Raw genomic sequence first — 24066 nt, forward strand, 5'->3', positions numbered from 1 at the left:
TATGACATATTCGGTTGAATGTTTGCTGAAGATGAGTCCCTTTGCTTTACGATTAAAGGAGCCTTTTCTTATTTCATGATGATTCAAAGCGGTTAATTTAGTTATAAGTAATATTAATGTGTTTAATAACAAACAAGGTTAAAAAATTCGAATTTTCGAAAATGTGATAAAGGGTTTTGACGGCGGATATAGAACACTTTACAATAAGGATAATCTCCTGATTTTGGTGAAAGTTACCCATTTTAGGAAAGGTTATTCGACCGTGTTACATTTCCTTCCACGTTTCTCTCATCTTTGTCCATCTTCCTATCAAGGCTCATTTCTTTCAAGTGTATTTCTTGTTCATTCACTTCTTTTTGGAACTTCTGTTCATTCAACCTGTGCTTGCTGAACTTCATATTACCCATAAGTCAAGGGAGGCTTTTCCATGAAGAAAAAGGAAATGGTAGCCATGCTATTGGCTGGAGGCCAAGGCAAAAGATTGAAAGGTTTAACCAAATCGCTTGCCAAGCCCGCTGTTTATTTTGGAGGGACCTATCGGATCATCGACTTCCCTTTAAGTAACTGTTCCAATTCAGGTATTGATACAGTTGGTGTGCTGACTCAATATGAGCCACTCATACTGCATTCTTACATCGGAGTAGGCAGCGATTGGGATTTGAACCGTAAGAACGGTGGGGTATTCGTGTTGCCACCGCATGAACGTGAGAATGGAAGCAGCTGGTATCGAGGAACAGCCGATGCGATTTATCGGAATCTTAAGTTTGTGGATCAGTTTGATCCAGAGCATGTTCTTATTCTGTCCGGTGATCACATTTATAAAATGGATTATCACGCTATGCTTCAATACCACAAGGAAAGAAACGCTGATTGCACAATTTCTGTCATTGACGTTCCGCTGGAGGAAGCAAGCCGATTTGGAATTTTGAATACGGAGGACGATCTAAAAATTTACGAATTTGAGGAAAAGCCCGCTCAGCCAAAAAGCACATTAGCTTCTATGGGTGTGTATATCTTCAAATGGGAGGTTCTCCGCAAGCATTTACTAGAGGACGGGGAGAATGTAGGATCATCCCACGATTTCGGCAAGGATATCATTCCTTTAATGCTGGAGGACGGAAACTCCTTATTTGCGTACCCTTTTGAGGGATACTGGAGAGATGTAGGTACAGTAACTAGCTTATGGGAAGCAAATATGGATTTGCTGAGCGATACCCCTCCACTTAATCTAAATGATCCCAGCTGGCGCATTTTTACGCGTAATCCGAATCAACCTGCCCAATATGTTGCCCCTGGGGCGAAAGTGTCAGGCTGCATTATTAATGAAGGCTGCATAGTGCACGGAGAAGTGAATCATTCGGTTCTCTTTTATGGGGTAGAAGTAGGTGAAGGAAGTGTAATTACGGACTCCGTGATTATGCCTAAGGTCAAGATTGGCAAGAACGTACGCATTCATAAAGCGATTATTAGTGAGAATACGGTAATCGACGATTATATGGAAATAGGCATCGAACGGGAGAACGAGAACGAAATTCTGCTGATCGACAATAAAAGCAAAAAACGTAAATCAGCTGTGGCCAAAACCATATAATCAAGCTAAAACGCCTTCGGCGTCCTTCTAGGGACGGTAAGCGTTTATGCGAGATTTATAAGGATAAAGTATATCGTGAAACTTATACTTTCTTATAAATTATAAGAGGACGGTGGATTCCGATGAAGCAACTCATGGGTGTAATTAATCTGGATCATGAACTCGACAAACTAAATGAACTCACTTATTTCCGCTGTGGTGCAGCCGTACCTTTTGCCAGTCGTTATCGGTTGATTGATTTCGTGCTTTCTAATATGATGCGTGCAGACCTGGAGAGCGTTGGCCTGTTCGTCCGCCGTAAATACCGTTCTCTAATGGACCATTTGGGTGACGGGAAATCGTGGGATATGAACCGCAAGCATGGGGGATTATTCATTTTGCCTCCAGACTGGAACGATCCAACGGATACTTCTCTCGGGGACTTACAGCATTATCATAACAATCTGGATCTTTTTAAACGGGGATCTGCTAAATATATCGTGTTTTCCGGCAGCCAGCATATCAATACGATCGATCTTCAGGATTTATATAGTTACCATCTGGAGAAGGGTGCCGACGTTACAGTAGTGTATAAAAAGATTGAAGAACTGCAGCCAGAACATGATCTATGCCAGCGTATTGAAGTAGACGAAGAGAATAAGGTGACTAATATCCATCATGAGAAAGACCATCCTAATTTATATCTGGATATCTTCATTATGGAGAAAAAACTGTTCTTGGAGCAGGTGGAGCATTGCATTGCGCATGGAGAGAGTTATTTTTTCCGAGATGTAGTTCAGAAGAACCGACACAAATTTAATATCGCCGCATACGAATATCATGGCTATCATGCCGTAATTAATTCATTAGAGAGTTATTATAAGAACAGTTTGGAACTGCTCCAGCAGGAGAATTACTTCAGTTTGTTCAAAGAAAGCCCGGTACAGACGAAGATAAAATATGAGGCTCCGACCCGATACTTGGAAAGTGCTAATGTCAGTAATTCGTTGGTGGCTAATGGCTGCATTATAGCTGGAACGGTAGAGAACAGCGTGATCTTTCGGGGGGTTCAGGTACGTAAGGGAGCGAAGATCATCAACTCAGTAATTATGCAAAAATGCGTCATCGAAGAAAATGCGGTCATTGAGAATGTAATCATGGATAAAGACGTACATTTGAGTAAGAATCGAATTCTTGTTGGAGATAGCAAACGTCCATTCGTCATCGCCAAGAGCAGCAAGATCTAACGACTGGATTAGATGAACAAAGCAGTATTAACCTATCTGATCTAATGGCACAGTCTGCTGCACTTCTAATAAAAGCATTTGTCAGGAGGACCTACTGTTGTTTAACGATAAAGAATCTTTCAAACAGGCATTCCGTGAGACCCTCATTGGTAAATTAGGTAAACCGCTTGAGGAAGCCTCGAATGCCGATGTCTATAAAATACTGGGCAACATGATTCGTGAGAACGCCGGGAAAAATTGGGCGGAAACGAACCAGAAATATAAGCTCGATAAAGATAAGCAGGTTTACTATTTTTCAATGGAGTTCTTGATCGGTAGGCTTCTGGGGAACAATCTGTTGAATATGGGTGTACTGGAAGTAGTACGTGAAGGTTTAGCGGACCTTGGCTTTTGTTTGCAGGATATAGAGGAGGAGGAATCGGACGCTGGGTTAGGGAATGGAGGTCTCGGTCGTTTGGCCGCCTGCTTCCTAGACTCACTCGCTTCCCTGCAATATGCGGGACATGGCTGTGGTATACGGTATAAATATGGCCTGTTCGAGCAGAAGATCGTTGATGGGTATCAAGTGGAACTTCCTGATTACTGGCTGCAGAATGATAATGTATGGGAAGTGCGCCGCGAAGACAAGCAGGTTGAAGTTAGGTTCTGGGGGACTATCGAGACCCGCGAAGAGAACGGACGGCTCATATTTGATCATACGCAATATGAGGCTGTTCGTGCAGTGCCTTACGATGTCCCTATCATTGGTGCTGATCGCCGGCATGTGAATACACTGCGTAATTGGAGTGCGGAATCCATCACCCAGCCATCAAGAACCTTTGGTTCTTTTGCCGGGACGGACTATCATAAGTTTCTGGAGTATAAGCGTTCAGTAGAATCCATTTCGGAGTTCCTTTACCCAGATGACTCTCAATACGAAGGCAAGCTGCTTCGCCTGAAGCAACAGTATTTCCTCTGTAGCGCGGGGCTGCAAAGTATTCTGCGTACCTATGCCAAGCTTGGGATTCCTATAGAATCGCTGCCAGACAAGGTTGCTCTTCATATTAATGATACACATCCAACGTTGGTGATTCCTGAATTGATGAGGATTCTGATGGATGTACATGGTTTAGGATGGGATGAGGCATGGAGTATCACGACGCGTATGGTCTCTTACACTAATCACACTATTCTGAGCGAGGCGCTTGAGAAATGGCCTATTCAAATGGTTAGGGAGCTACTGCCACGTATATTTCTTATCATTGAAGAGATCAATGCGCGTTTCTGTGGCGAGCTTATGAGTCGTTATCCGGGGGATCAGGATCGAATTGCGCAGATGGCGATTATTCATGATGATCAAGTTCGGATGGCTCATCTGGCGATTGTAGCGAGCCATAGTGTCAATGGAGTAGCGGCGCTGCATACAGAAATATTAATGAAGCGTGAGATGCGACTTTTTAATGAAATGTATCCACACCGTTTCAATAATAAGACGAACGGAATTACCCATCGGCGATGGTTACTGCATGCCAATCCAGATCTGGCTAATTTAATCAATCAATCGATAGGGACCCGTTGGGTGAGCCATCCTCAAGAAATGATTGGCTTGATTAAATATTGTGAGGATGCTTCCTTCCAGGAACAAGTAGCCAGTATTAAGCGCCAGAATAAGCTTCGTCTTGCAGAGTACATCTACAATAAGCATTCAGTACATGTCGATCCTGACTCTATCTTTGATGTACAGGTGAAACGTCTACATGCCTACAAGCGCCAGTTGCTTAATATTTTGCATATTCTGCATTTGTACAATCAAATCAAAGATAATCCTTCGATGGATATGGTTCCACGCACGTTTATATTCGGAGCAAAGGCAGCGCCAAGTTATCATCTGGCGAAGCGGATTATCAAACTGATTAATACAGTAGCGGAGGTAGTCAATAAAGATCCGGATGTTAAAGGGAAGATTCGTATCTTTTTCCTTGAAAATTATTCGGTATCCCTAGCAGAAAAGATCATTCCTGCAGCGGACATCAGTGAGCAGATTTCTACAGCCAGCAAAGAAGCATCCGGTACCGGGAATATGAAGTTTATGATGAACGGTGCATTGACGGTAGGAACGATGGATGGCGCAAATGTAGAAATGCATGAAATGGTGGGAGACAACAATATGTTCCTGTTCGGACTTCGTGCTGAGCAGGTCATGGATTACTACCAGCATGGCGGTTATCATGCGCGTGATATTTACAACGGGGATAGTCGTGTGAAAGAAGTGCTGGATCAGTTAATCAAACCAGGACCTATATGTTGTCACGCTACGGAGTTTGAGAGCATTTTCCACTCACTTCTGGATAATAACGATGAGTTTTTTGTCCTGAAGGATTTCGCTAGTTACGTTGAGACGCACGTCGAAATTGATCGGGCATATCGCAACCGGCAAGAATGGCTGAAGAAGTCCATTATTAATATTGGTCATTCCGGTAAATTCTCCAGCGATAACACAATTAGTCGCTATGCAGCTGAGATTTGGAACATTAGTCCAGTTCGACTGTAGGATCAACATAAAAAGGCTGTCTTATAAGTAGGTAACCCCTACAAATAAGACAGCCTTTTTCTTATAGGATATAAGAAGATGACTTTAGATAGCTTCCGATACTAAAGCTGCGAACCGCTCCAGAAACCGGCGTTCTTCATCATCAAAGCGATCCTTGAGCGGACTGTCGATATCAAGTACGCCAAGCAAGCGATCATCCTTTATTAAAGGAACAACAATCTCGCTGTTGGAGGCTGCATCACAGGCGATATGACCTGGGAATGCATGCACATCACCTACTACAAGTGTGCGCCGCTCGGCGGCTGCCGTTCCGCACACCCCGCGAGATAGCGGAATTCGAATGCATGCAGGGAGGCCTTGAAAAGGTCCAAGTACTAGCTCCTTGCCGTCAAATAAATAAAAACCGGCCCAATTCGTATCCGGTAGAGCGTGTTTAAGTAGTGCCGAAGCATTAGCCAGATTGGCTGTAGCACTTGGTTCGTCCTTTATCAATGCTTCGAGTTGGATTAGAACGGCTTCAAACTGCTCGCTGCGCGTTCCATCATATGGCATAGCTTGAAACATGAAGCATCACCTTCCTGTACTTTAAATTCAATATGAAACCATAACTGTAACTAACAACATAGTACAGCTATGAGGGGTACGTCAAGACACAACATTGTTTTGTAATATTTTGGGATGGGCTATGATCCCTCTGTAGCACTGAACCCTTGTGATGATGTTTCCAATGAACTGTCATAGGGTAATGCAAGAGTAAATACCGAAGGCTTTGTTGCCAGAAGGAGTGGAATATGCGCGCTGATGTACAGAACTTGTTCATAGGAATTCACATGCTTTATTGTGCTCATGATAAAGATGTGACGATCTCGGAGATGCTGCTCGGACTGGAAGACATGGGGTATCGTGTAGGAGAACGCGAAGTGAAACAGGAATTGGAAAAGCTGACGCTGGACAACTTTCTGACTGCACATAGTGAAGGGTACAGTATTACTGGCACGGGTATTGAAGAGTTCAAGGATATTCGAGCCAAACTTCAGGTGCTGTGTAGTGAAGTTATTCAGGGAGCAGAATGAAATCATTTAAAGCAAAGTTCCATAAAAGTGTCTGTATCAAGGGAGAATTACCCTTCTGATGCAGGCGCTTTTTACGTGAGAGGATACAATTTGTTCTTTTCAAAGTTAAAGAAATTAGAACTTTTAGCTTAAGGATATACTCTTGAATGATGTATAATTGATAAGTTGAAGGGGGAGCGGAGAATTGTATCTATGCAATGGAGTGACACCTACACTGATCGGTAGAAGATTAAAATTATGTGCTATGACTACTGAGCATGCTTCAGCGTTATTTCAGGTTTGGTCTCATCCGGAAGTTTCTCTCTGGCTGGGTGCACCGGCATTATCCTCTATAGAAGAGACGAAGCAGCTTATCGACCTTCTATCACAGATGGCTCAGGAAGAGGAGAGCTTACGTTGGAGTATTATTGGACCTGGGGAGGAAGTCATAGGTAGCTGTGGATTTAACCATTGGCAGCTTCAGGGAGCTTACCGTGGTGAAATAGGCTGTGATCTGTCGCCTGCCTATTGGGGGCTTGGATATATGAAAGAAGCGCTTGGGCTTGTACTCGATTTTGGTTTCAATATTATGGGCTTGAATCGGATTGAAGCGCTCTGTCATCCTGATAATATCCGTGCGGAGAGGCTGGTTCATACGCTTGGATTTCAGAAGGAAGGCGTATTGCGTCAATACAGGCAGATCGCTTCCGGATTTCAGGATACTGCTCTCCATGCTCTACTGCGCGAGGAGTGGCAATCCACTTAATACATAAAGAGAGGGTTTGGAACATTGAAGTCAACAGGGGATTTAGAACGTAAACTAATATTAACAGGGGTACTGCTGGCCACGTTTCTAGCGGCTATTGAGGGGACTGTAACAGGACCAGCCGGGCCGGCGATTGTAGGCGACTTTCAGGGAATGCAGTGGCTGAGCTGGATATTTACTTCATATTTACTGGCAATGGCTATTACTACACCTATTTTCGGCAAAATCAGTGATCTGTTCGGACGTAAGCCTGTATTCATGTGGGGAGCGGCTGTTTTTTTACTAGGCTCATTATTATGCGGTATATCTCAAAGTATGGAACAGCTGATCCTGTTTCGCGCGATACAGGGGATCGGTGCGGGTGCACTTATTCCAATGACCTTTACCATTATCGGTGATATTTACAGCATTGAAGAAAGAGCAAAGACACAAGGGTTGCTAAGCTCTGTATGGGGGATTTCCTCTTTGGTAGGGCCACTGCTTGGTGGCTATGTGGTAGATTACTTAAGCTGGCGCTGGGTATTTGTATTCAATCTGCCATTTGGCGTGTTGGCAATGGTATTTATTGCGCGCTACCTGAAGGAAGAAAAGGTGCGTCGGAAGACACAGATCGATGTGCCAGGCGTTCTTCTGTTCGCAGCAGGCATGGGTGCTCTACTCTTTGGACTCTCCACGGGAGGGCAGAACCTGGCATGGACCTCTCCGTTACTACTCGCAACACTGGGTGCAGCGGTTATCCTGCTAATCCTATTTTTGTTTGTGGAGCGCCGTGCACCAGAGCCTATGCTTCCGCTGAACCTATTCTCAAATCGTAATATCGCAGTATCAACAGGTGCTAACCTGCTTGTAAGCACATTAATTATTGGACTTTCTACGTATATCCCTTTATGGGTTCAGGGCGTTTCTGGAAAAAGCGCTGCGATCTCAGGCTTGCTGCTTGCACCAATGTCTGTAGGCTGGATGTTTGGGTCAATCGCAGGCGGACGAATGATTCTGCGAGCGGGTTCTCGCCGAACGGCAATGCTTGGATTGATGATGATTGCTGCTGGAGCTATTGGTCTGGTTTTCTTGACAGGAGAGTCTTCACAGGTAATCCTCTTATGCTTGATGCTGGTCTGTGGGGTAGGCTTCGGATACTCCTCTACGGTCTTCACGATTATCGCTCAGTCGTCGGTTGCGTATGATCAACGCGGTGCGTCCACAGCACTTAATGCATTTACAAGGTCACTAGGTCAGACCATTGGGGTGGCTATTTTCGGTTCCTGGCTGAACTTGAATATTGATCAGCTGTTGCGAAAACAACCGGATTCAAACGTTACAGGTGATGATATTAATAAGCTGCTAGGCTCGCATACAGGCACTAACCTCTCCGGCGAAGTATCAAACAGTTTACGTGGTGCACTAGAAGGGGGACTTCATTCACTATTTATTGTGATGGCAGTTTTCGCAGTCTTGTCACTAGTTATATCTTGGGGTTTGCGCAAGGGTGTACCTTCGGTAGAGGATGCTACCTCGTCATTAAAAAAGGCATAACTCATTCTCTAAGTCACATAAAGAAGCCCGACCGGGTATTTACCGGTCGGGCTTCTTCGTGCAATAACAGCTTGTCTAACACATATGAAGTAAAAAGCAGCCTAGCCTCTAGCTCTACTTACGGGGAAGAGGGGAAAGCTTCTCAGCTTGCAGACCCATCTTCTTGAGCAGAGTGATCATTTGTTCCTTCTCTTCATCATTCAGTCCGCTGAAAGCAAGATGAAGACGCTCTGAGTATTTCGGATACATCTCATTCATGAGACGTTCGCCTTCCGCGGTCAACTCTGCGAAAATCACACGACGATCACTTGGACAAGGCTTGCGTTGCAAATAGCCGCGTTCTTCGAGCTTGTCGATAACGTAAGTCACGTTGCCGCTCTGTAGCAGTAGTTTGGCACCAATTTGTTGAATGGGCTGTGGTCCCTTATAGTACAACACTTCCATGACGGCAAAGGCAGTAGGGTTAAAACCTTCAATTTTGCTGCCGGTAACAGCATGCTCATTAATACTCTTGAATGATTTGGCAAATACCCGGTACAAATGTAGTGTTAATTGTGTATCACGTTCATAAGATTGTATCATGCTTCTCCACCCTCTATCGTTAATCATGTGAACTCGTCGCACGTCTGTAATCATATTAATTAGTGCACGGTTTACCTGTGCAACGAACTTTGAGATAACAATAGAATACGTGAAAGATCGAATGAAGAACATGTGATTTGTCACAATGAGCAACTTTTAATTATTAAAAATCAAACAATTTTTTGAAGAAGCTGAAATTGAATGTTTTTTTACTTCAGTCTCTGAAAGGATATCAATTTCATCCCCCGGTTCAGTGTTATTTACGCCTCCAGACGGATGAATGACAATCCCCAATATTTTACTATTATTTCATTGAGAAATAGTAACGGGGAGTGAAGGAAGGATGGAGGAACATCATATTGATGATTTAAAAGAAAGTAAGCTAACCGCAAATAAGCCATTCATGCTGCTTATTGCGGCACAGCTTGTATCGAATGTAGGAGACTGGTTGCATATACTAGCGCTACTGACAATGGTAGGGTTTAAATGGAATGCCACACCGTGGGAAATTACGGCTATATCTTTATGTATGGCAGTGCCTTTGCTCTTAGGAGGACCGTTTGCAGGTTACTTAAGTGATCGATTTAACCGCAAGGCACTAATGATTGGTTCGGATATAGCCCGTGCAGCGGTTGTTATTTGCTTGGTATTTGCAGGCTCGCTGTGGCAGGTTTATGTGCTGCTGCTGGCTAAGGGATGTATGGATGTGTTATTCTCTCCGGCCAAAAGCGGAAATATTAAGGAACTTGTTCCTGCGGCTCAGATGGATAGAGCAATGGCGCTTAGCTCATCTATAGAGCAGATAACTAAAATTGTGGGTCCAGCTCTTGGTGGATTGCTAGTTGCAGCCTTCGGCATATCTGTTTGTTATATGATCGATTCTGCTACGTTCGTTTTATCGGCGATTATTTTGCTTGGATTACCGCGTACAGCTGCGATTAAGAAGAAAGATACGGAAACAAGCAGGGGGGATACGGAGGTGCGTAAATCCTTCCGCCAAGAAATATCGGCAGGTCTGCATGTGATTGCAGGAATGCCTGTAGTGCTGTGTGGCATTGTTATGCTGGTACTGGTGCTGCTAATGCTACAGATCGGAGACTCTCAGATTGTAACGTTATTCCGGGAGATTCCAGGTGTGAACGGAGATCTGCTGGGGTGGTGTGTAGCAGCCAGTGGCTTTGGAACCTTGCTATCTGCACTGCTTGTAAGCCGATTAGGCAGTGGTAAGCATCCGCTTATTTTTATGGGATTAGGGGCTGTAATCATGGGCGTTGTCTTCTCAAGTGCAGGGATCGTAACTGCTCATGGTCAAGCCGGAATCTGGATGAACATTACTTTGTTTGGGTCCTTCATGTTTGCGGGTGTGGGTGCAGGACTAGCGTTTATCCCCTTCAATTCAATGCTCCAGCAGCGGACACCTGCGGAATACACGGGTCGTGTATTTGGAACCATAGGCAGCCTGACAAGCGCAGCTGTTATTCTAGGACCTGTAGCCGGTGGAGCCTTAGTGACAGCATCGGGGCCGGTATCTGCCTTTATTCTATCTGGTTTGCTTACAGGATTGCTAGGACTAGGGCTGTTAATGCTGCGTGGTAAAATCGAGCGCAGGGATGAAGCGGCGATCAAGAAGCAGGAAGGAATAGCTGCGACGAATAACATGGACCTTGTAGGACAGACCTCCCTTTGATGGGAGGTTTCTTTTATTCGCTATTGCGCAGGGCTTAAGTTATTATTGTGAAAAAAGCAGCTTGAATATTTTCAGGAAAAATATATAGTACGATTAGATAAGTTGCGATTGCCTCTGTTGATCATTTGAATATCATTCATATACGCAATAGGGAATGCAATTTATAATAGTAATTATTAGAAGTACTAGGAGATGGAGAGTATGGAAAAAGAAGAAACTACAGTGGATACCGAGAGCTATGACGACATTGTGCTCGATGTTGAGATCGATGAAGCTGGCTATGAAGCGGGAGATCCTTGCATATTCGATATTTCTTTTCAAGTGAAGCGAGGTCAACTGCTCGGACTGATCGGACCTAATGGTGCTGGGAAAAGTACAACCATTAAGACCCTGCTTGGTTTGTTGAAGAATACCAAGGCTAAGGTGTCTTTTAGTGGAGTTAATAAATCTTACGCTTATGTACCGGAGCAACCTGTGTTTTATGAGGATTTGACATTGTGGGAGCACTTGGATTTAGCGGCCGCTGCCTATGGACTGAAGTACGAACAGTTCGAAGAAACTGCTGAAAGACTGTTAAAGCAGTTTGGTATGGGCCATGTGCGCAATGATCTTCCAGCTGGATTCTCTAAGGGCATGAAACAAAAAATGATGCTAATGCTTGGCTTCTTGGTACAGCCGGATGTTTATATTGTGGACGAGCCATTTATTGGTTTAGACCCTCGCGCCACTAAAGATTTCCTGCGGCTGCTAGAAGCGGAGCGGAAGCGCGGAGCTGGTGTATTAATGTCTACGCATGTACTGGATACAGCAGAGAAGATATGCGATGATTTCGTATTGATCTCCGGGGGAAAGGTTGCCGCCTCAGGAACACTCGAAGATATACGTGATTATGCTGGACTACCGGAGGCGTCGTTGTTTGATTGCTTCGACGAATTAACATGAGTAAGCAGGGACAGCGGGCGTTTGCTTTTTCTAACGCTAAACAACTATTCAGACGGCGGCTATTCTCTCATTGGCGTGAGCAATCCGCTATTATCCGTACGGCGGCTGATTGGACCGTTCTATTATATATTCTTATTCCCGGGGGATTATTGGGAGGGCGTTTGTATTATGGGTTTTGGAATGAGGCGCTACCGGCTTGGAGTGTGAATTTGCCGTTTATGCTCATTCCTTCATTATTAGTGCTCTTGATCTGCAACGGGGGCTTGGTGCTATTATTGCAGGAAGGCGATCTGTTATTTCTTAGACAACGGCAACGATGGATGAATACGATCCTATTTCGCGGGTTGCTCTACAGTCTGATTGTAACCTCGCTGAAGTTCTGTGTAGCTTTTGCACTGTTACTGCCTTTTCTGATTCGGGGATTTGAGATGACGTCATCGGAGGTATGGGCGCTGTTCGCTCTGACCTTGGCGTGCAGTTGGTGTGTTAAGTTACTTGGACATCTTGTAAAAGTACAGAAGCAAGGTTGGCGTCGCTGGTTATGGCTATTTCTGGCGATCTCCGTCCCGAACGCTATTTATTTCAGAGTAGCTAGCCTTTGGAATGATCGCCCGCTCATCATATTGCTGAGTGCGGTTGTATTTACAGTCGTTGCAATATTTGCTTTCCGGTGGCGCTTATTGATGCGTGGGACATTTATGAACGATGTGCGAGAGGACTACAAGCAGCGAATGAAGATAGCGGCCATACTGCTCCGCCATGTTCTGGATAAACCTCGCCCGACTCGCCATAAGCCATGGATTTTCCGGAAGTCGCAGCCTTTGCTTAAATCAAAGACTGCCGAGAGCCGTTTCTCTGCGGCAGCGATTAAGGCACTCGTACGGAATCCGGCCCATTTGAAGCTTTACTTGGCTTTCACTGCCGTGTCCGCGGTAGCGATCCTTATCATTCCATCGGGATTTAAATGGCTAGGATTTGTAGTATTAACATCGCTTATGACTTTTTGGCTGTTTTCGTTCTGGTCTTTGTTTGTTGGAGATGATTACATTGGGATACTTCCATTTACGAAAGAACAAAAGGCTGAAGCGGGTATGCATGCGGTCCCTATTTTATTACTTCCCTTTACAATGATTACCTCCGCACTAATCTGTCTCTCTTTATATGGATGGTGGGGGGTCATCTTGTTCGTACCGGTTGGATACATGGTTGGACTCTTTATCAGCAGAATATTTGGTACGTTCCGACTGGGCAAAGATTGATAGATAGATAAAAAACAGCGTGACTTGAGAAGCCTCTCAAGTCACGCTGTTTTTAGTTGCGACACATTAACTAAGGCGAAGGTCAGCGGCATGTTTGCCTGCTGTATATCCAGTAGAGAACGCTGCTGTTATATTGTAGCCACCAGTGTAGCCATGGATATCGAGTACCTCTCCACAGAAGAATAACCCTAGCATAAGCTTAGATTCCATTCTTTTGGGATCGATCTCTTTCAGATTTACGCCGCCACCCGTAACAAAGGCTTCGGACAGGGAGCGGGTACCATGAACATTAACGGGCATCCTTTTCAAGATACCTGCTAGCGCATGCAATCCATTCTTGGATACATGATGACCCGTAATATCTCCATCCAGGTCAGCTTTAGCTAACAAGAGGGGAATGAGACGTTCTGGCAGCAGCCCCTTTAGTGAATTGCGGATCGCTTTCTTCGGCTCCTGGTCCAGCTTGTCCTGCAGCGATGATTCCACTTCTTGCAAGTTCAGATCAGGGAAGAGATCGATGGACATCTCAACCGTGTCATTCCCTGATTTACGCTGGACCTGTCTCAGAAATTGGCTGCAGCGCAGGGCAATTGGCCCGGATAATCCAAAATGGGTGAAGATCATATCTCCGCGATGAGAAATGACCTTCTTTCCTTTTGGATTCCATACAGTAAGTGCCACATCGCGTAGCGACAATCCTTGCAGCTCACCGGATTTAATCCACTCTTCCCGTGAAATAATCGGTACCTCTGTCGGAAATAGCTCAGTAATGGTGTGGCCTGCGGATTCAGCCCATGGGTACCCATCTCCAGTCGAGCCGGTCTGAGGAACGGACTTTCCTCCGGTGGCGATGATTACGGCAGCACTGGAAATCGTTTTGCCCGAGCCTAGCTGAACGCCTTTAACAGCCCCTTCTTCATATATTACACGTGAAACAGGACTATCCGTCATAATCTGCACACCTAGACCCCGTACTTTGTTGATTAAGGCGGAGACGACGCTGGAGGCCTTATCGGAGACGGGAAACATCCGTCCGTTGTCTTCTTCCTTTAATGCAATGCCTAAGCCTTCAAAAAAGGCAATGATATCTTGATTATTAAAATGGTCGAAGGCGCTATACAAAAACCGCCCGTTTCCCGGGATATGGGAGATTAACTCATCTCTCTCCTTGACGTTCGTTACATTGCAGCGCCCGCCACCAGATATCCCGAGCTTTCGTCCTAGCTTAGCTCCCTTGTCGATCAGTAGTACGGATGCCCCGTGTTCTGCTGCGGCCACGCTTGCCATTAATCCCGAAGGGCCGCCACCTATAACGATCACATCGAAGTTGCTCATGAAATTTTACTCCTTTACATGTTAAGACACGGGTGTTACTTCGTGTTTTCCTAACGGAATCATACCATTCTGACTGTCATGTAACCAGTCTTGTCCGCTCACTTGGTTATAATCGTTGTCAGGAGAGTAATCCTGTGCTTTAATCTAGTCATGTAGGGGAATTTGTCCATTTTGGGGTGTGATTGTAATTATTGGCGCAATTAAGGATATATTATTGCAAATATCGGCAGCATGCTCCTTTCTTTTTCTGATTCAGTGGTGGGTGGACCGAGGGCTTGTGGCTCGAAAAAAAGGTAGTTTCCCGGATAATCAAACTTTTTTGGTTTTGGCGTGTGCGTTAAGTCTTATGTTATGCTCTATTCTTTCGACGACTTTATTCGGTATTGCTTATTTGAATTTAGGAATGATTCCTGCTTATATCGGTATTTTATATGGAACTGTACGTTCAGGCATTCTGCTGTCCATCTTTTTGCTTGTCTGTAATATATTCATTGCAGAGCCAGCAGGAATAAGTAATATGATATTAAATTCAGGAATATTATTATATCCGTTGCTGTTTGGGCTAGCTAATCCTTTTAAGAAAGGCACAGTGGTAGAGAAGATAGGTATGTTATGGATGGTTCTTTGTCCGAATATGTTGTTCATTGCACTTGTGCCTATTATAGGTGGGAAAAATATATATGAGGCTCATTCTGGCGAGTCACTTTTGATTACTTTGTATCTATTTTTCAGCATCGCACTAGGCGGTATTTTTGTTTATTTTGTTGAAATGGTCTGGAGTAGTTGGCGGGCTAAAGTACATATGGAAAGTATAAGTGATAATTTCCAGTGGGAGTCAGAGAAGCTGCAGCAGATTACAAATGTAGTACCTCTGAGTATTATGTCCCTGGATGATCACGGAGTTGTGACCGACCTCAATGATTGTATGTTGGGAATGACACGAATTCATTATCCCAATTTGAGAAGGGAAGATATTATTGGCAAGCCGGTTAGGGAATTTTTTAATGGTTCAGCGGATGTTGATGCATATATGAGGGTACGGGATAACATTCAGCATAAACGGCGTTCCCATGAGCGAATGATTCATGGAACGCGGATCTATCAAATTTATTCAGCACCACTAATGCATAAGAACTCAGGATTAACGAGTGGAGTGGTACTCATTGCACAGGATATTACGGATGAAGTGAAACTTCGCTCAGAGCTGGATCATGTGGAACGTTTGAGCTTAGTAGGGCAGATGGCTGCCGGAATTACCCATGAGATTCGTAATCCTATGGCAGTAGTTCGCGGATTTTTACAGCTAATGAGAGAAAAGAGCTCGGATGATTTGGATTCTTATTATCAGATCGTATTAGAGGAGCTGGATAGGGCGAATAGCATTATTAATGATTTCCTATCGCTGGCGCAAAGCCGGATATCTGATAAGGAGAAAGTGCTATTACACCGAGTTATAGAAGAAGTCAGTCCGCTGCTGTGGGCGGATGCTAATCTTCGTGGTCAAAGTGTTGAGCTAAAGCTGAACGCATCCATCCATGAATTGGAGTTAAACGTTCGGGAAATCAAGCAGCTTATCCTTAATTTAGGCCGAAACGGCATGGAGGCTATGGGATCCAAGGGGATTCTGACACTGGAAACACATAGTACTCAGGAACAAGTGGAGCTGATTGTAAGGGATAGGGGAATCGGTATGTCGGACAGTCAACGAGAGAAGTTGTTTTCCCCTTTCTTCACAACAAAAAGGGAGGGAACGGGTCTAGGGTTATCCTTGTGTCTCAGTATTGTGGAACGGCATAACGGTAAAATAACTGTAGATTCTGTAGAAGGAGAGGGTACAGTATTTACCATCTCATTCCCTTTAGTAAAGGAAGAATATAGCGAAGCCATGCTTGCGGATTGAATCAGGTTACTGTAGCATCTCTTGCTTTCACAGAGTATGAATGTATAATAAAGTTAGTAAGTACTGCTGTAATGTTATCTGACAAAACAGTAATCAGTGAAGGAGAGTGCAGAGAAATGTCCATGTCTTTTAATCAATATATGAGAGATTCGATTCAGCCTATGCGTGATGACCTTACAAGCATTGGGTTTCAGGAGCTTATGACTCCAGAAGAGGTGGAAGCCACTCTTCCTACCGCAAAAGGTACGACGCTTGTAGTCGTGAATTCGGTCTGTGGTTGTGCCGCTGGACAATGCCGTCCTGGTGTAGCTCAGGCATTGCAAAATGAGATCGCTCCGGATCACTTGTTCACAGTGTTTGCAGGTCAAGAGAAAGAAGCTACTGCTAAAGCGCGTGAATATTTTGCTCCTTATCCGCCATCTTCCCCTTCCATCGCATTGATGAAGGATGGAGAGCTCGTTCATTTTATTGAACGCCATAGTGTTGAGAATCGTTCGGCTGCTGAAATTGCTGCTGAGTTGAAAGAAGTTTTTGATCGTTTTTGCAAGTAAAAAAGTTATTCCATATAATCTCGCATTAGTCGGTAATTCGGCTGTTGCGGGATTTTTCAAAATATAAGAGCGATAATGGGATAGAATATACTTAGAAGCATAGAGCTTCACTTGGTATGGATATTTTGATGGATATGGAACCATTTCTGATGGAACGGGGTGTGGTTTGTGAGTTTACAGGAAGAAATTATTGCAGATCTTGGTGTGAAGCCAACGATTGATGTAGAAGCAGAGGTACGCAAACGGGTTGATTTCTTAAAGTCGTACGTGCTGAAGGCAGGTGCCAAAGGATTATTGATCGCCATTAGCGGCGGGGTGGACAGCGCGGTAGCTGCGGGTCTGTGTAAGCAGGCTACGGACGAGCTGTCGGCTCAAGAAGGCACAGAGTATATTACGCTTGGCGTATACCAGCCATATGGTGTTCAAGAGGATATCCAGCACAGTTATGATGTCGCAAAAGCTTTTAATCTGACCCATACCGTGGAGACAAACATTGAGGAAGCTGTAAATGAGATTGCGCTTGAAGTTGAGCATAGCCTGAAGTCCTTGGGCCAACATCGTCATATGACCCATCAAGGCAAGGGGAATGTTAAAGCGAGAACACGTATGGTTATGCAATATGCGCTCTCTTTTGAGAACAATCTGATTGTAGTAGGGACGGATCATGCTTCAGAAGCCATTACGGGTTTCTACACCAAGTGGGGGGATGGTGCTGTAGATATTACACCTCTATCCACACTTAACAAACGTCAGGTTCGTCAATTAGCTGCTCATATTGGTGTGCCTGCGGATATTGTTACTAAAGCACCTACGGCAGGCTTATGGCCGGGGCAGACGGATGAAACCGAGCTGGGCATTACTTATGACGATAATAGCGATTATTTGGAAGGCAAACAGGTTAACCCTGAGGTAGCGGAGAAACTCGAGAATTATTACCGGAGAACGGCGCATAAGCGCAATGTCATTCCTGGAATTTAGAATAGGTAGAAGTAGAAACCGCCACGGGTCTGCGTTGTAGCAGCTCTCGTGGCGGTTTTTTGTGAGATGGATAAGCTACAAGAATCTTAGTTAGCCAGCGTTTGATCGATAAAATTAGTGGTCGAAGCAATCGCAAGCTCCAATTGTGGGGTAGTACCGGCAAAAGGATGCACAGTACCGAAGGTATGATTACCCTCAGGAATATGAACCCAGTTAATATCGGGTCGGAGCTCAATGAGCTGCTCAGATCCTTGCCGGAGGTGTACTCCATCCAGACTGCCTTGAATAAGAACAACTGGGAAGGACGCTGTCTTCATGCGTTCAAGGATGTTATAACGTTCTTGTTGGTTCTCCATATCTTCTAAAATAACAGCATCCAGCGGCATTTGTTGGCCTGTGCGTGCATTAAGGACATGGGTTCGTCCTGTTTGCTTCATCTCCTGCTTTTGTTCTTCCGTCAACAAATCGAGCTTCGTAACCCCGTTCCAGGAGATGACCCCGCTAACTTCACTGGGATGGTCAAGCGTGTAGACCAGACAAATTCCCCCTCCAAGACTATGTCCTAGAAGGAATAAGGGTAAGCTGCCGAATTTCGGGTGCTGGCTAAGGTAGGACAACAGTATTTCCATGTCCTTCAGCTCGCGACGAAAGGTGTTGCGGGCGAATTTCTCAAGCTCGGTAAAATGCAGCAGATCCTCTCCGATTCCAGCATGAGAGAAGTTGAAGGTGATCACTTCATGATCTTGGCTGAGAGTAGTGGCTATGTAAGGAAACATCCCCCAATCTTTGAAGCCCTTGTAGCCGTGTGCAATAACGATAAGGCTCTTAGGTGCTTCTTGGGCAGGAAAGTGTGAGCAGCGGAGAACAGCGTCTTCACCTGCGGGTATTTCGAAATTACGATGCTGCATAGGGTAATCCCCTCTCTCTATATATAAATGAAGTAAATCAGCAAGTCCATCACGAAGGCGCCTAGATAGACTTCCAAACCATTTTCTTTTAAGATAGCAGAAAGAATCTTATAGGACTATAATTTAAAATTGAAATGAATGACCTGTATAATGATCATACCATTATTGAAGTAGTATAGGATACACGTCCATAAGGAGCGTGAAATTTTGATTTACGGAATCGGACATGATGTGTTAGAAATTGAGCGAATCTCAGAGGTAATGCGCAGGGGACAGGGCAAGAAATTCAACCAGCGCATCCTAACGGAGCAAGAGTACCAGCTTGCTGAGCAACGAGGTGGAAGGTTGGCTGAGTTCGTAGCCGGGCGCTTTGCTGCCAAGGAAGCCGTTGTGAAGGCTTTAGGTTGTGGCATTGGTAATGTGGTTGGTTTTCAGGATATTGAGATATTACCTGACCGTAAAGGTAAGCCGGAAGTAACCTTATCATGCGAAGCCTGGAGCAGACTAGATCTACCTGAAGGACAGAAGTATACCATTCATCTTACGATAACACATGGCCGTGATTTGGCTTCAGCTTTTGCGGTGGTGGAGGAGTTAGGTTCATGAATTGAACCGTGATTATAGAAGGGCAAGGAGAGTTACAATGAAACAACAAGAACGACAGGATTTGCAGGAACGAGAAGAAGGACGAGAGTTAAAAAAAGGACAAGATCTGCAAAATCAAGATGAACGACCAAAACAGCTGGATTTTAAAGAAGGACAAGATAAACAAGATCAGGAGCTGCGGGAGGCCAAGCAATATTTCAGTTATTATTTGCTGGAGTGGTATCAAGGGCAGAAGCGGGATTTGCCTTGGCGCAGGCACCGCAATCCTTATTATATTTGGATTTCTGAAATCATGCTGCAGCAGACAAGGGTAGATACGGTAATCCCTTATTTTAATCGTTTTATTGAGCGCTTTCCGACGGTAGAGTCACTCGCTGACGCCCCTGAAGAAGACGTGCTTAAGTGTTGGGAAGGCTTAGGGTATTATTCCCGCGCACGTAATATACAGCATGCAGCCAAGCAGGTAAAGGAGCTTTATGGGGGACAGGTACCGAATGACCGTGAGGCGGTGTTCAGCTTAAAGGGAGTGGGTCCTTACACAGCAGGGGCTATTCTCAGTATCGCGTTTAATCGGCCAGAGCCAGCGGTAGATGGTAATGTAATGCGGGTGTTGTCCCGATACTTCCTCATCGAGGATGATATCGCTAAGGGACCCACCCGCGTGAAAATGGAGCGCCTGGCGGCTGAGCTGATCCCGGAGGGGGAAGCTGCCTCATTTAATCAGGCGCTTATGGAGCTCGGGGCGCTCGTATGCACCCCGAAATCACCGAGCTGCTTAACCTGCCCGGTGATGGAGCATTGCGCTGCGCGCCTGGCGGGCTGCGAGACTTCGCTGCCCGTCAAGACCAAGGCCAAGCCGCCGCGCCCAGAGGAGCGGCTGGCGGCCTTAATCGAAGGCCGCGGTGCCCACGCGGGCCAAGTGCTCATCCGGCAGCGGCCACAAAGCGGGCTGTTAGCCCGCATGTGGGAGCTGCCGCATTGGCAGGCGCCGCCAGCGGAAGGCGGCGCTAAGAGCGCGCGGCTGCCGGAGGCGGCGGCGCTGGACCGGCTGCGCCGGTCACTGCGGCAGGCCGGGATCTCCGCCCGGCCTGAGGAGCACTGGATGGCTGCTGAGCATATCTTCAGCCATATTGTGTGGACCCTGCAGGTGTATCGCTGCAGGGAGGAGGATGCCCTTCCGCTGCCAATAGCGGCAGAAGGACGGGCAGCATACACCGCGGATGCAGGCCTGTTCCCAGAGATGGACAGCAGCGTGCCCGTCGAGAAATTTGAGGATGGTAATGCTAGTCCAGAGGATGGCGGAGCTGTTCGCTGGATCAGTCGTGAGGACATGGCTAATTATGCGTTTCCTAATGTCTTCTTGAAGCTGCTGAATCTTTATTTCGATGAGCAGGAAGAGCTGGCGAAGTCGGGGAAGTAGCAGATTATCCGATGTGGCAGAAGAATGAGTTGTAAGAGAAGCAGCAGATATATGAGAAGTGTCTGAAGTAAGTAAAGTACGCTGAAGTCGATGAGTAAGAAACGCATCCAAAGTCTTTGGAGTAGGAAATATGTTAAATGCGTCGATTGTGCTGAGTGAGTCGAATATGTAGATGTTTAAGATGTGTTAAATGCGTCAATTGCTAAGTGAGTTGAATGTGTTGATGCAGTTTGATGTGTGGAATAGAAGAGAGAGTGGCGTACGTATCTAAATATGATCACTTACCTCATCCCCGTGGTCAGTTTAAAGGGAATTCCTCCCTATAAACTGGCTGTGGGGATCTGTTTTTGATCTTTTTGGGGAAAAACTCCCTTTAATTTGGGTGAATACCTGAATTATGCTCCAATATGGATGATTTAGAGGGAGGATTTCCCTAATTACTCGTATTTAAGTGTTTATGAGCAGAATTAGAGGGAGTTATTCCCTAATTAGAAGCAGAATGCCTCATTTAGGCGTCTTTCCAACAGCGGTACGATAAAGGGCAGTCTCGTTCCACACTCATTGATCTGCATTCAAGCGGCGTAAAAAAGCGATGTCCGAGGATAATGATCTACTCCTATTTGTTTCTAACGAACCCTGTTTCTAACGAACCTTGTTTTTAACAAATCTGCTTCTAAACGAAATTAGTCTCAAACAAACTCTCTACACACCCCACCCAAATAAACGACCCAAACACAAAGAAGGTATCCCTTGGCCATAACGGCTCGGAGATACCTTCTTTGTTTATACTTAGTTAAACGGTAAATCCACAGCCTTGAAGGCTATGACTTTATCCGTAATTTAATTCTTTATTTCGAGCTTTCGTAACGTTTGCCAACTTCTTCCCAGTTTACTACGTTCCAGAACGCTTTGATGTAATCAGGGCGTTTGTTTTGGTAGTTCAGGTAGTAAGCGTGCTCCCATACATCAAGTCCGAGGATTGGAGTAGCGCCTTCGCTGATTGGGTTGTCTTGGTTAGGTGTGCTTGTTACTGCAAGTTTGCCATCTTTAACAACTAGCCAAGCCCAGCCACTGCCGAAACGAGTAGTTGCTGCTGCTGCGAAATCTTCTTTGAATTTTTCGAATCCGCCTAGTTCACTATCAATAGCTGCTGCAAGTGCGCCAGTTGGTGCGCCGCCGCCGTTTGGTCCGATAACTTCCCAGAACAAGGTGTGGTTAGCGTGTCCGCCACCATTGTTACGAACAGCAGTGCGGATAGCTTCTGGTACAGCGTTCAGATCTGTAAGAAGTTCTTCGATGCTTTTGCTTTGCAATTCAGGTGCCTTTTCCAAAGCTGCGTTCAGATTAGTCACATATGTGTTATGGTGTCTATCATGGTGAATTTCCATCGTCAAAGCGTCGATGTGTGGTTCGAGTGCGTTGTTTGCATAAGGTAGTGCTGGTAATTGAAATGCCATGGAAAAATCCCTCCTGAGTATATTAGAATTTGTATAGATAAAGAACTTCGGCGGTTTATCGTCAAAATTCTTTATTGTTGATATGTACTATAGGGTATCTCCCAATAGGATACTTTAATTAAACAGTATCTGGATCAATAATGCAACACTAAACAAACATAAATGTTTATAAAGTATGATGGGAGTGTAAACAGGATTATCAATTGTATTAAAAATGTTAAAATAAAGAGCCGTCACCCCATAGACATAACTCTTTATAATTACCCTTATAATGAAACAATGAATCCCAGCCAAAATGTAAACGCTTGATATTAAGCGCTTTCAAAAGAAAAATGATGATATCACGAGAAAAGTGTGCTTTAATAGATTTAAAAGCAGGTATTCCTCGGTATTTGATGCTTTTTTTTATTTTCTCAATGTTAAGGGAACCCCTTCTTTTTGTTAAATTCATAAGCCATAGACAAGGGAGATTTTAAAGAATGCACGTTCGTTCCTTTCAATTAAGCGACGTTAGCCCTGTGACTGATTTGCTGCAAACAGCATTATCGGAAGAATGTTTCGAGAACACTATCGAGCCTTTCTCCAGGCAGCTTTCATGGGATTCAGATCTCATTGTAGTTGCGGAAGATGAAGAAGAAATTGTTGGAGCACTGATTGGTACGATTGAGAAAAACCACGGTTGTTATTTCCGGATTGCTGTACATCCTGATTATCGCCGCAGAGGAGTCGGTAGAAGTCTGGTATCGGCTATGGAATCCAGGTTTCAAGCTCGTAAGGTTAGTGGTATCTACGTAGCCGTCGATGAGCATAATTCTTTTGCATTGCCATTGTATGAAGCTATGGGATATAGCGAGAATCAAATTTTCAAATCTGTCCGGAAGCTGAGCATTGTTGGGTAATTTTGATCACTCAGATGCGTAAGCGGAAACATTTACTAAATATAGAACTATAGTTGATGATATAGTCTGTTTCATTCATACTCAAGCGTATTTTCCAGAAGTCCATTACTAATGGCTGGGAGATATGCTTTTTTATTGTTATAATATCTGCAAGTATAGACATCAATAATTGAGAATAAGAGGTGACATATTGAGTCAGGAGTCCCAAGTAGAGTTCATGCGTAATCGGAAGCAAAGACATAGATCCTCCAGATCAAACAAAGGCTTTGGTGGTCGTTTGGCCGCAGAATTGAAGGATTGGTTGCTCACAGCGGTAGTTGTCTTTGCGGTAATGTCGGTTCTTAATATTTTTGTGTTCAATATATCAACGGTTAAAGGTCAGTCTATGCAGCCAACGCTTGTGGAAGGTGAGCGACTCTTTATTAATAAGCTTTCATTGATGTTTGTAAACCCAAAACACGGGGATGTCGTCATTCTTCATGATCCTAGCACGGGCCCTAGTCGGAAGGACTTTTTAGTGAAACGAGTCATTGGTATACCTGGAGATATCATAGAAGTGAAGGATCACCAGTTATATGTGAATGGAAAAATAGTGAATGAGCCGTATATAGATACCGAGATTGAAGACCCGGATTTCGCGGCGTTAACTGTGGAGAGCGGAAACTATTTTGTCATGGGAGATAACCGTCATGCTTCAGCAAGCAAAGATAGCCGTTATTTCGGCTCGATCCCTCAGGACATGATTGTAGGCAGAGCGGATTATATCTGGTGGCCGCTGTCTAAACTGAAGGGGTTATAAGAATTAAGAATTAAGAATTATATCGATAACATGAAAAGGAGAAGG

Annotated in this window: 21 protein-coding genes; 16 read left to right on the plus strand and 5 right to left on the minus strand. The window is 44.8% G+C overall.

Annotation, left to right across the window (positions count from 1 at the left end; genetic code table 11):
* The first annotated feature begins 427 nt into the window (after positions 1-427).
* The 3 genes from NYE25_RS23895 to NYE25_RS23905 all read left to right on the plus strand — a co-directional run bounded on the left by NYE25_RS23895 (position 428) and on the right by NYE25_RS23905 (position 5347).
* Positions 428-1591: a glucose-1-phosphate adenylyltransferase gene (locus tag NYE25_RS23895; protein WP_042184623.1), complete on the plus strand. Its 1164-nt coding sequence runs from the start codon at positions 428-430 to the stop codon at positions 1589-1591.
* 122 nt (positions 1592-1713) lie between these two features.
* Complete coding sequence (gene glgD, locus NYE25_RS23900) at positions 1714-2817, plus strand: glucose-1-phosphate adenylyltransferase subunit GlgD (RefSeq protein WP_042184625.1); 1104 nt, start codon at positions 1714-1716, stop codon at positions 2815-2817.
* A 97-nt stretch (positions 2818-2914) separates the two neighbouring features.
* Positions 2915-5347 (plus strand): glycogen/starch/alpha-glucan phosphorylase, encoded by a 2433-nt coding sequence (locus NYE25_RS23905; protein ID WP_341146990.1) that lies wholly within the window; start codon positions 2915-2917, stop codon positions 5345-5347.
* Between the two features lie 84 nt (positions 5348-5431).
* On the opposite strand, the gene NYE25_RS23910 is transcribed toward NYE25_RS23905, so the two are convergent.
* Positions 5432-5911, minus strand: a complete 480-nt coding sequence (locus NYE25_RS23910) for a GAF domain-containing protein (RefSeq protein ID WP_042184630.1) — start codon at positions 5909-5911, stop codon at positions 5432-5434.
* Positions 5912-6138: 227 nt separating this feature from the next.
* Here NYE25_RS23910 and NYE25_RS23915 point away from each other — a divergent pair, with 227 nt between their 5' ends.
* The 3 genes from NYE25_RS23915 to NYE25_RS23925 all read left to right on the plus strand — a co-directional run bounded on the left by NYE25_RS23915 (position 6139) and on the right by NYE25_RS23925 (position 8698).
* The gene (locus tag NYE25_RS23915) at positions 6139-6420 is read left to right on the plus strand and encodes a hypothetical protein (protein WP_094874766.1); all 282 of its coding nucleotides are present in this window, start codon (positions 6139-6141) and stop codon (positions 6418-6420) included.
* 184 nt (positions 6421-6604) lie between these two features.
* Positions 6605-7165, plus strand: a complete 561-nt coding sequence (locus tag NYE25_RS23920) for a GNAT family N-acetyltransferase (RefSeq protein WP_341146991.1) — start codon at positions 6605-6607, stop codon at positions 7163-7165.
* A gap of 24 nt (positions 7166-7189) precedes the next feature.
* Positions 7190-8698, plus strand: a complete 1509-nt coding sequence (locus tag NYE25_RS23925; RefSeq protein ID WP_076285887.1) for an MDR family MFS transporter — start codon at positions 7190-7192, stop codon at positions 8696-8698.
* A gap of 114 nt (positions 8699-8812) precedes the next feature.
* On the opposite strand, the gene NYE25_RS23930 is transcribed toward NYE25_RS23925, so the two are convergent.
* Positions 8813-9280 carry a MarR family winged helix-turn-helix transcriptional regulator gene (locus NYE25_RS23930; protein WP_042123913.1) on the minus strand — a complete coding sequence of 156 codons (468 nt, stop codon included), beginning with the start codon at positions 9278-9280 and terminating at the stop codon, positions 8813-8815.
* Between the two features lie 343 nt (positions 9281-9623).
* Here NYE25_RS23930 and NYE25_RS23935 point away from each other — a divergent pair, with 343 nt between their 5' ends.
* The 3 genes from NYE25_RS23935 (at position 9624) to NYE25_RS23945 (ending at position 13168) form a co-directional block, all read left to right on the plus strand.
* Positions 9624-10967 (plus strand): MFS transporter, encoded by a 1344-nt coding sequence (locus NYE25_RS23935; RefSeq protein WP_341146992.1) that lies wholly within the window; start codon positions 9624-9626, stop codon positions 10965-10967.
* 201 nt (positions 10968-11168) lie between these two features.
* Entirely contained in the window at positions 11169-11909 is a 741-nt protein-coding gene (locus tag NYE25_RS23940; RefSeq protein WP_042184638.1) for an ABC transporter ATP-binding protein, read from the plus strand.
* Complete coding sequence (locus NYE25_RS23945) at positions 11888-13168, plus strand: ABC transporter permease (RefSeq protein WP_341146993.1); 1281 nt, start codon at positions 11888-11890, stop codon at positions 13166-13168. The genes NYE25_RS23940 and NYE25_RS23945 overlap by 22 nt, the downstream gene beginning before the upstream one ends.
* 66 nt (positions 13169-13234) lie before the next feature.
* Here NYE25_RS23945 and NYE25_RS23950 read toward each other — a convergent pair whose 3' ends face one another.
* Positions 13235-14503, minus strand: a complete 1269-nt coding sequence (locus NYE25_RS23950; protein WP_341146994.1) for a BaiN/RdsA family NAD(P)/FAD-dependent oxidoreductase — start codon at positions 14501-14503, stop codon at positions 13235-13237.
* A gap of 277 nt (positions 14504-14780) precedes the next feature.
* Between NYE25_RS23950 and NYE25_RS23955 the strand changes: the two genes are divergently transcribed.
* The 3 genes from NYE25_RS23955 to nadE all read left to right on the plus strand — a co-directional run bounded on the left by NYE25_RS23955 (position 14781) and on the right by nadE (position 17932).
* Positions 14781-16403, plus strand: coding sequence for a two-component system sensor histidine kinase NtrB (locus NYE25_RS23955; RefSeq protein ID WP_341146995.1), 1623 nt, complete (start codon positions 14781-14783; stop codon positions 16401-16403).
* Between the two features lie 116 nt (positions 16404-16519).
* The gene (locus NYE25_RS23960) at positions 16520-16954 is read left to right on the plus strand and encodes a BrxA/BrxB family bacilliredoxin (RefSeq protein ID WP_341050433.1); all 435 of its coding nucleotides are present in this window, start codon (positions 16520-16522) and stop codon (positions 16952-16954) included.
* Between the two features lie 168 nt (positions 16955-17122).
* Positions 17123-17932, plus strand: a complete 810-nt coding sequence (gene nadE / locus NYE25_RS23965) for an ammonia-dependent NAD(+) synthetase (RefSeq protein WP_042184646.1) — start codon at positions 17123-17125, stop codon at positions 17930-17932.
* A gap of 86 nt (positions 17933-18018) precedes the next feature.
* Here the strand turns inward: nadE and NYE25_RS23970 are convergent, their stop codons facing one another.
* Entirely contained in the window at positions 18019-18840 is an 822-nt protein-coding gene (locus tag NYE25_RS23970) for an alpha/beta hydrolase (protein ID WP_341146996.1), read from the minus strand.
* Positions 18841-19047: 207 nt separating this feature from the next.
* On the opposite strand from NYE25_RS23970, the gene acpS reads away from it, so the two are divergent.
* Together acpS and mutY are read left to right on the plus strand one after the other, a co-directional pair.
* Positions 19048-19446, plus strand: a complete 399-nt coding sequence (gene acpS / locus NYE25_RS23975) for a holo-ACP synthase (protein WP_076300164.1) — start codon at positions 19048-19050, stop codon at positions 19444-19446.
* A gap of 37 nt (positions 19447-19483) precedes the next feature.
* Positions 19484-20866, plus strand: a complete 1383-nt coding sequence (gene mutY, locus NYE25_RS23980; RefSeq protein ID WP_341146997.1) for an A/G-specific adenine glycosylase — start codon at positions 19484-19486, stop codon at positions 20864-20866.
* A gap of 848 nt (positions 20867-21714) precedes the next feature.
* Here mutY and NYE25_RS23985 read toward each other — a convergent pair.
* Positions 21715-22323 carry a superoxide dismutase gene (locus tag NYE25_RS23985; protein WP_076285882.1) on the minus strand — a complete coding sequence of 203 codons (609 nt, stop codon included), beginning with the start codon at positions 22321-22323 and terminating at the stop codon, positions 21715-21717.
* Positions 22324-22802: 479 nt separating this feature from the next.
* Here NYE25_RS23985 and NYE25_RS23990 point away from each other — a divergent pair, with 479 nt between their 5' ends.
* Together NYE25_RS23990 and lepB are read left to right on the plus strand one after the other, a co-directional pair.
* Positions 22803-23222 carry a GNAT family N-acetyltransferase gene (locus tag NYE25_RS23990; RefSeq protein WP_036676822.1) on the plus strand — a complete coding sequence of 140 codons (420 nt, stop codon included), beginning with the start codon at positions 22803-22805 and terminating at the stop codon, positions 23220-23222.
* A 190-nt stretch (positions 23223-23412) separates the two neighbouring features.
* Positions 23413-24021, plus strand: coding sequence for a signal peptidase I (lepB, locus tag NYE25_RS23995; RefSeq protein WP_042184655.1), 609 nt, complete (start codon positions 23413-23415; stop codon positions 24019-24021).
* Positions 24022-24066 lie beyond the last annotated feature (45 nt).

This window comes from Paenibacillus sp. FSL E2-8871, assembly GCF_038000345.1.
Taxonomy (GTDB): domain Bacteria; phylum Bacillota; class Bacilli; order Paenibacillales; family Paenibacillaceae; genus Paenibacillus_AQ.

Excerpts from the sequence above, each read along its gene's own strand:
- NYE25_RS23960 (WP_341050433.1), top strand. The coding sequence starts at position 16,520 with ATGTCCATGTCTTTTAATCAATATATGAGAGATTCGATTCAGCCTATG.
- NYE25_RS23910 (WP_042184630.1), bottom strand. The coding sequence starts at position 5,911 with ATGTTTCAAGCTATGCCATATGATGGAACGCGCAGCGAGCAGTTTGAA.
- NYE25_RS23935 (WP_341146992.1), top strand. The coding sequence starts at position 9,624 with ATGGAGGAACATCATATTGATGATTTAAAAGAAAGTAAGCTAACCGCA.
- NYE25_RS23895 (WP_042184623.1), top strand. The coding sequence starts at position 428 with ATGAAGAAAAAGGAAATGGTAGCCATGCTATTGGCTGGAGGCCAAGGC.
- NYE25_RS23915 (WP_094874766.1), top strand. The coding sequence starts at position 6,139 with ATGCGCGCTGATGTACAGAACTTGTTCATAGGAATTCACATGCTTTAT.
- NYE25_RS23990 (WP_036676822.1), top strand. The coding sequence starts at position 22,803 with ATGCACGTTCGTTCCTTTCAATTAAGCGACGTTAGCCCTGTGACTGAT.
- NYE25_RS23950 (WP_341146994.1), bottom strand. The coding sequence starts at position 14,503 with ATGAGCAACTTCGATGTGATCGTTATAGGTGGCGGCCCTTCGGGATTA.
- NYE25_RS23930 (WP_042123913.1), bottom strand. The coding sequence starts at position 9,280 with ATGATACAATCTTATGAACGTGATACACAATTAACACTACATTTGTAC.
- glgD (WP_042184625.1), top strand. The coding sequence starts at position 1,714 with ATGAAGCAACTCATGGGTGTAATTAATCTGGATCATGAACTCGACAAA.
- NYE25_RS23985 (WP_076285882.1), bottom strand. The coding sequence starts at position 22,323 with ATGGCATTTCAATTACCAGCACTACCTTATGCAAACAACGCACTCGAA.
- NYE25_RS23970 (WP_341146996.1), bottom strand. The coding sequence starts at position 18,840 with ATGCAGCATCGTAATTTCGAAATACCCGCAGGTGAAGACGCTGTTCTC.
- NYE25_RS23940 (WP_042184638.1), top strand. The coding sequence starts at position 11,169 with ATGGAAAAAGAAGAAACTACAGTGGATACCGAGAGCTATGACGACATT.
- mutY (WP_341146997.1), top strand. The coding sequence starts at position 19,484 with ATGAAACAACAAGAACGACAGGATTTGCAGGAACGAGAAGAAGGACGA.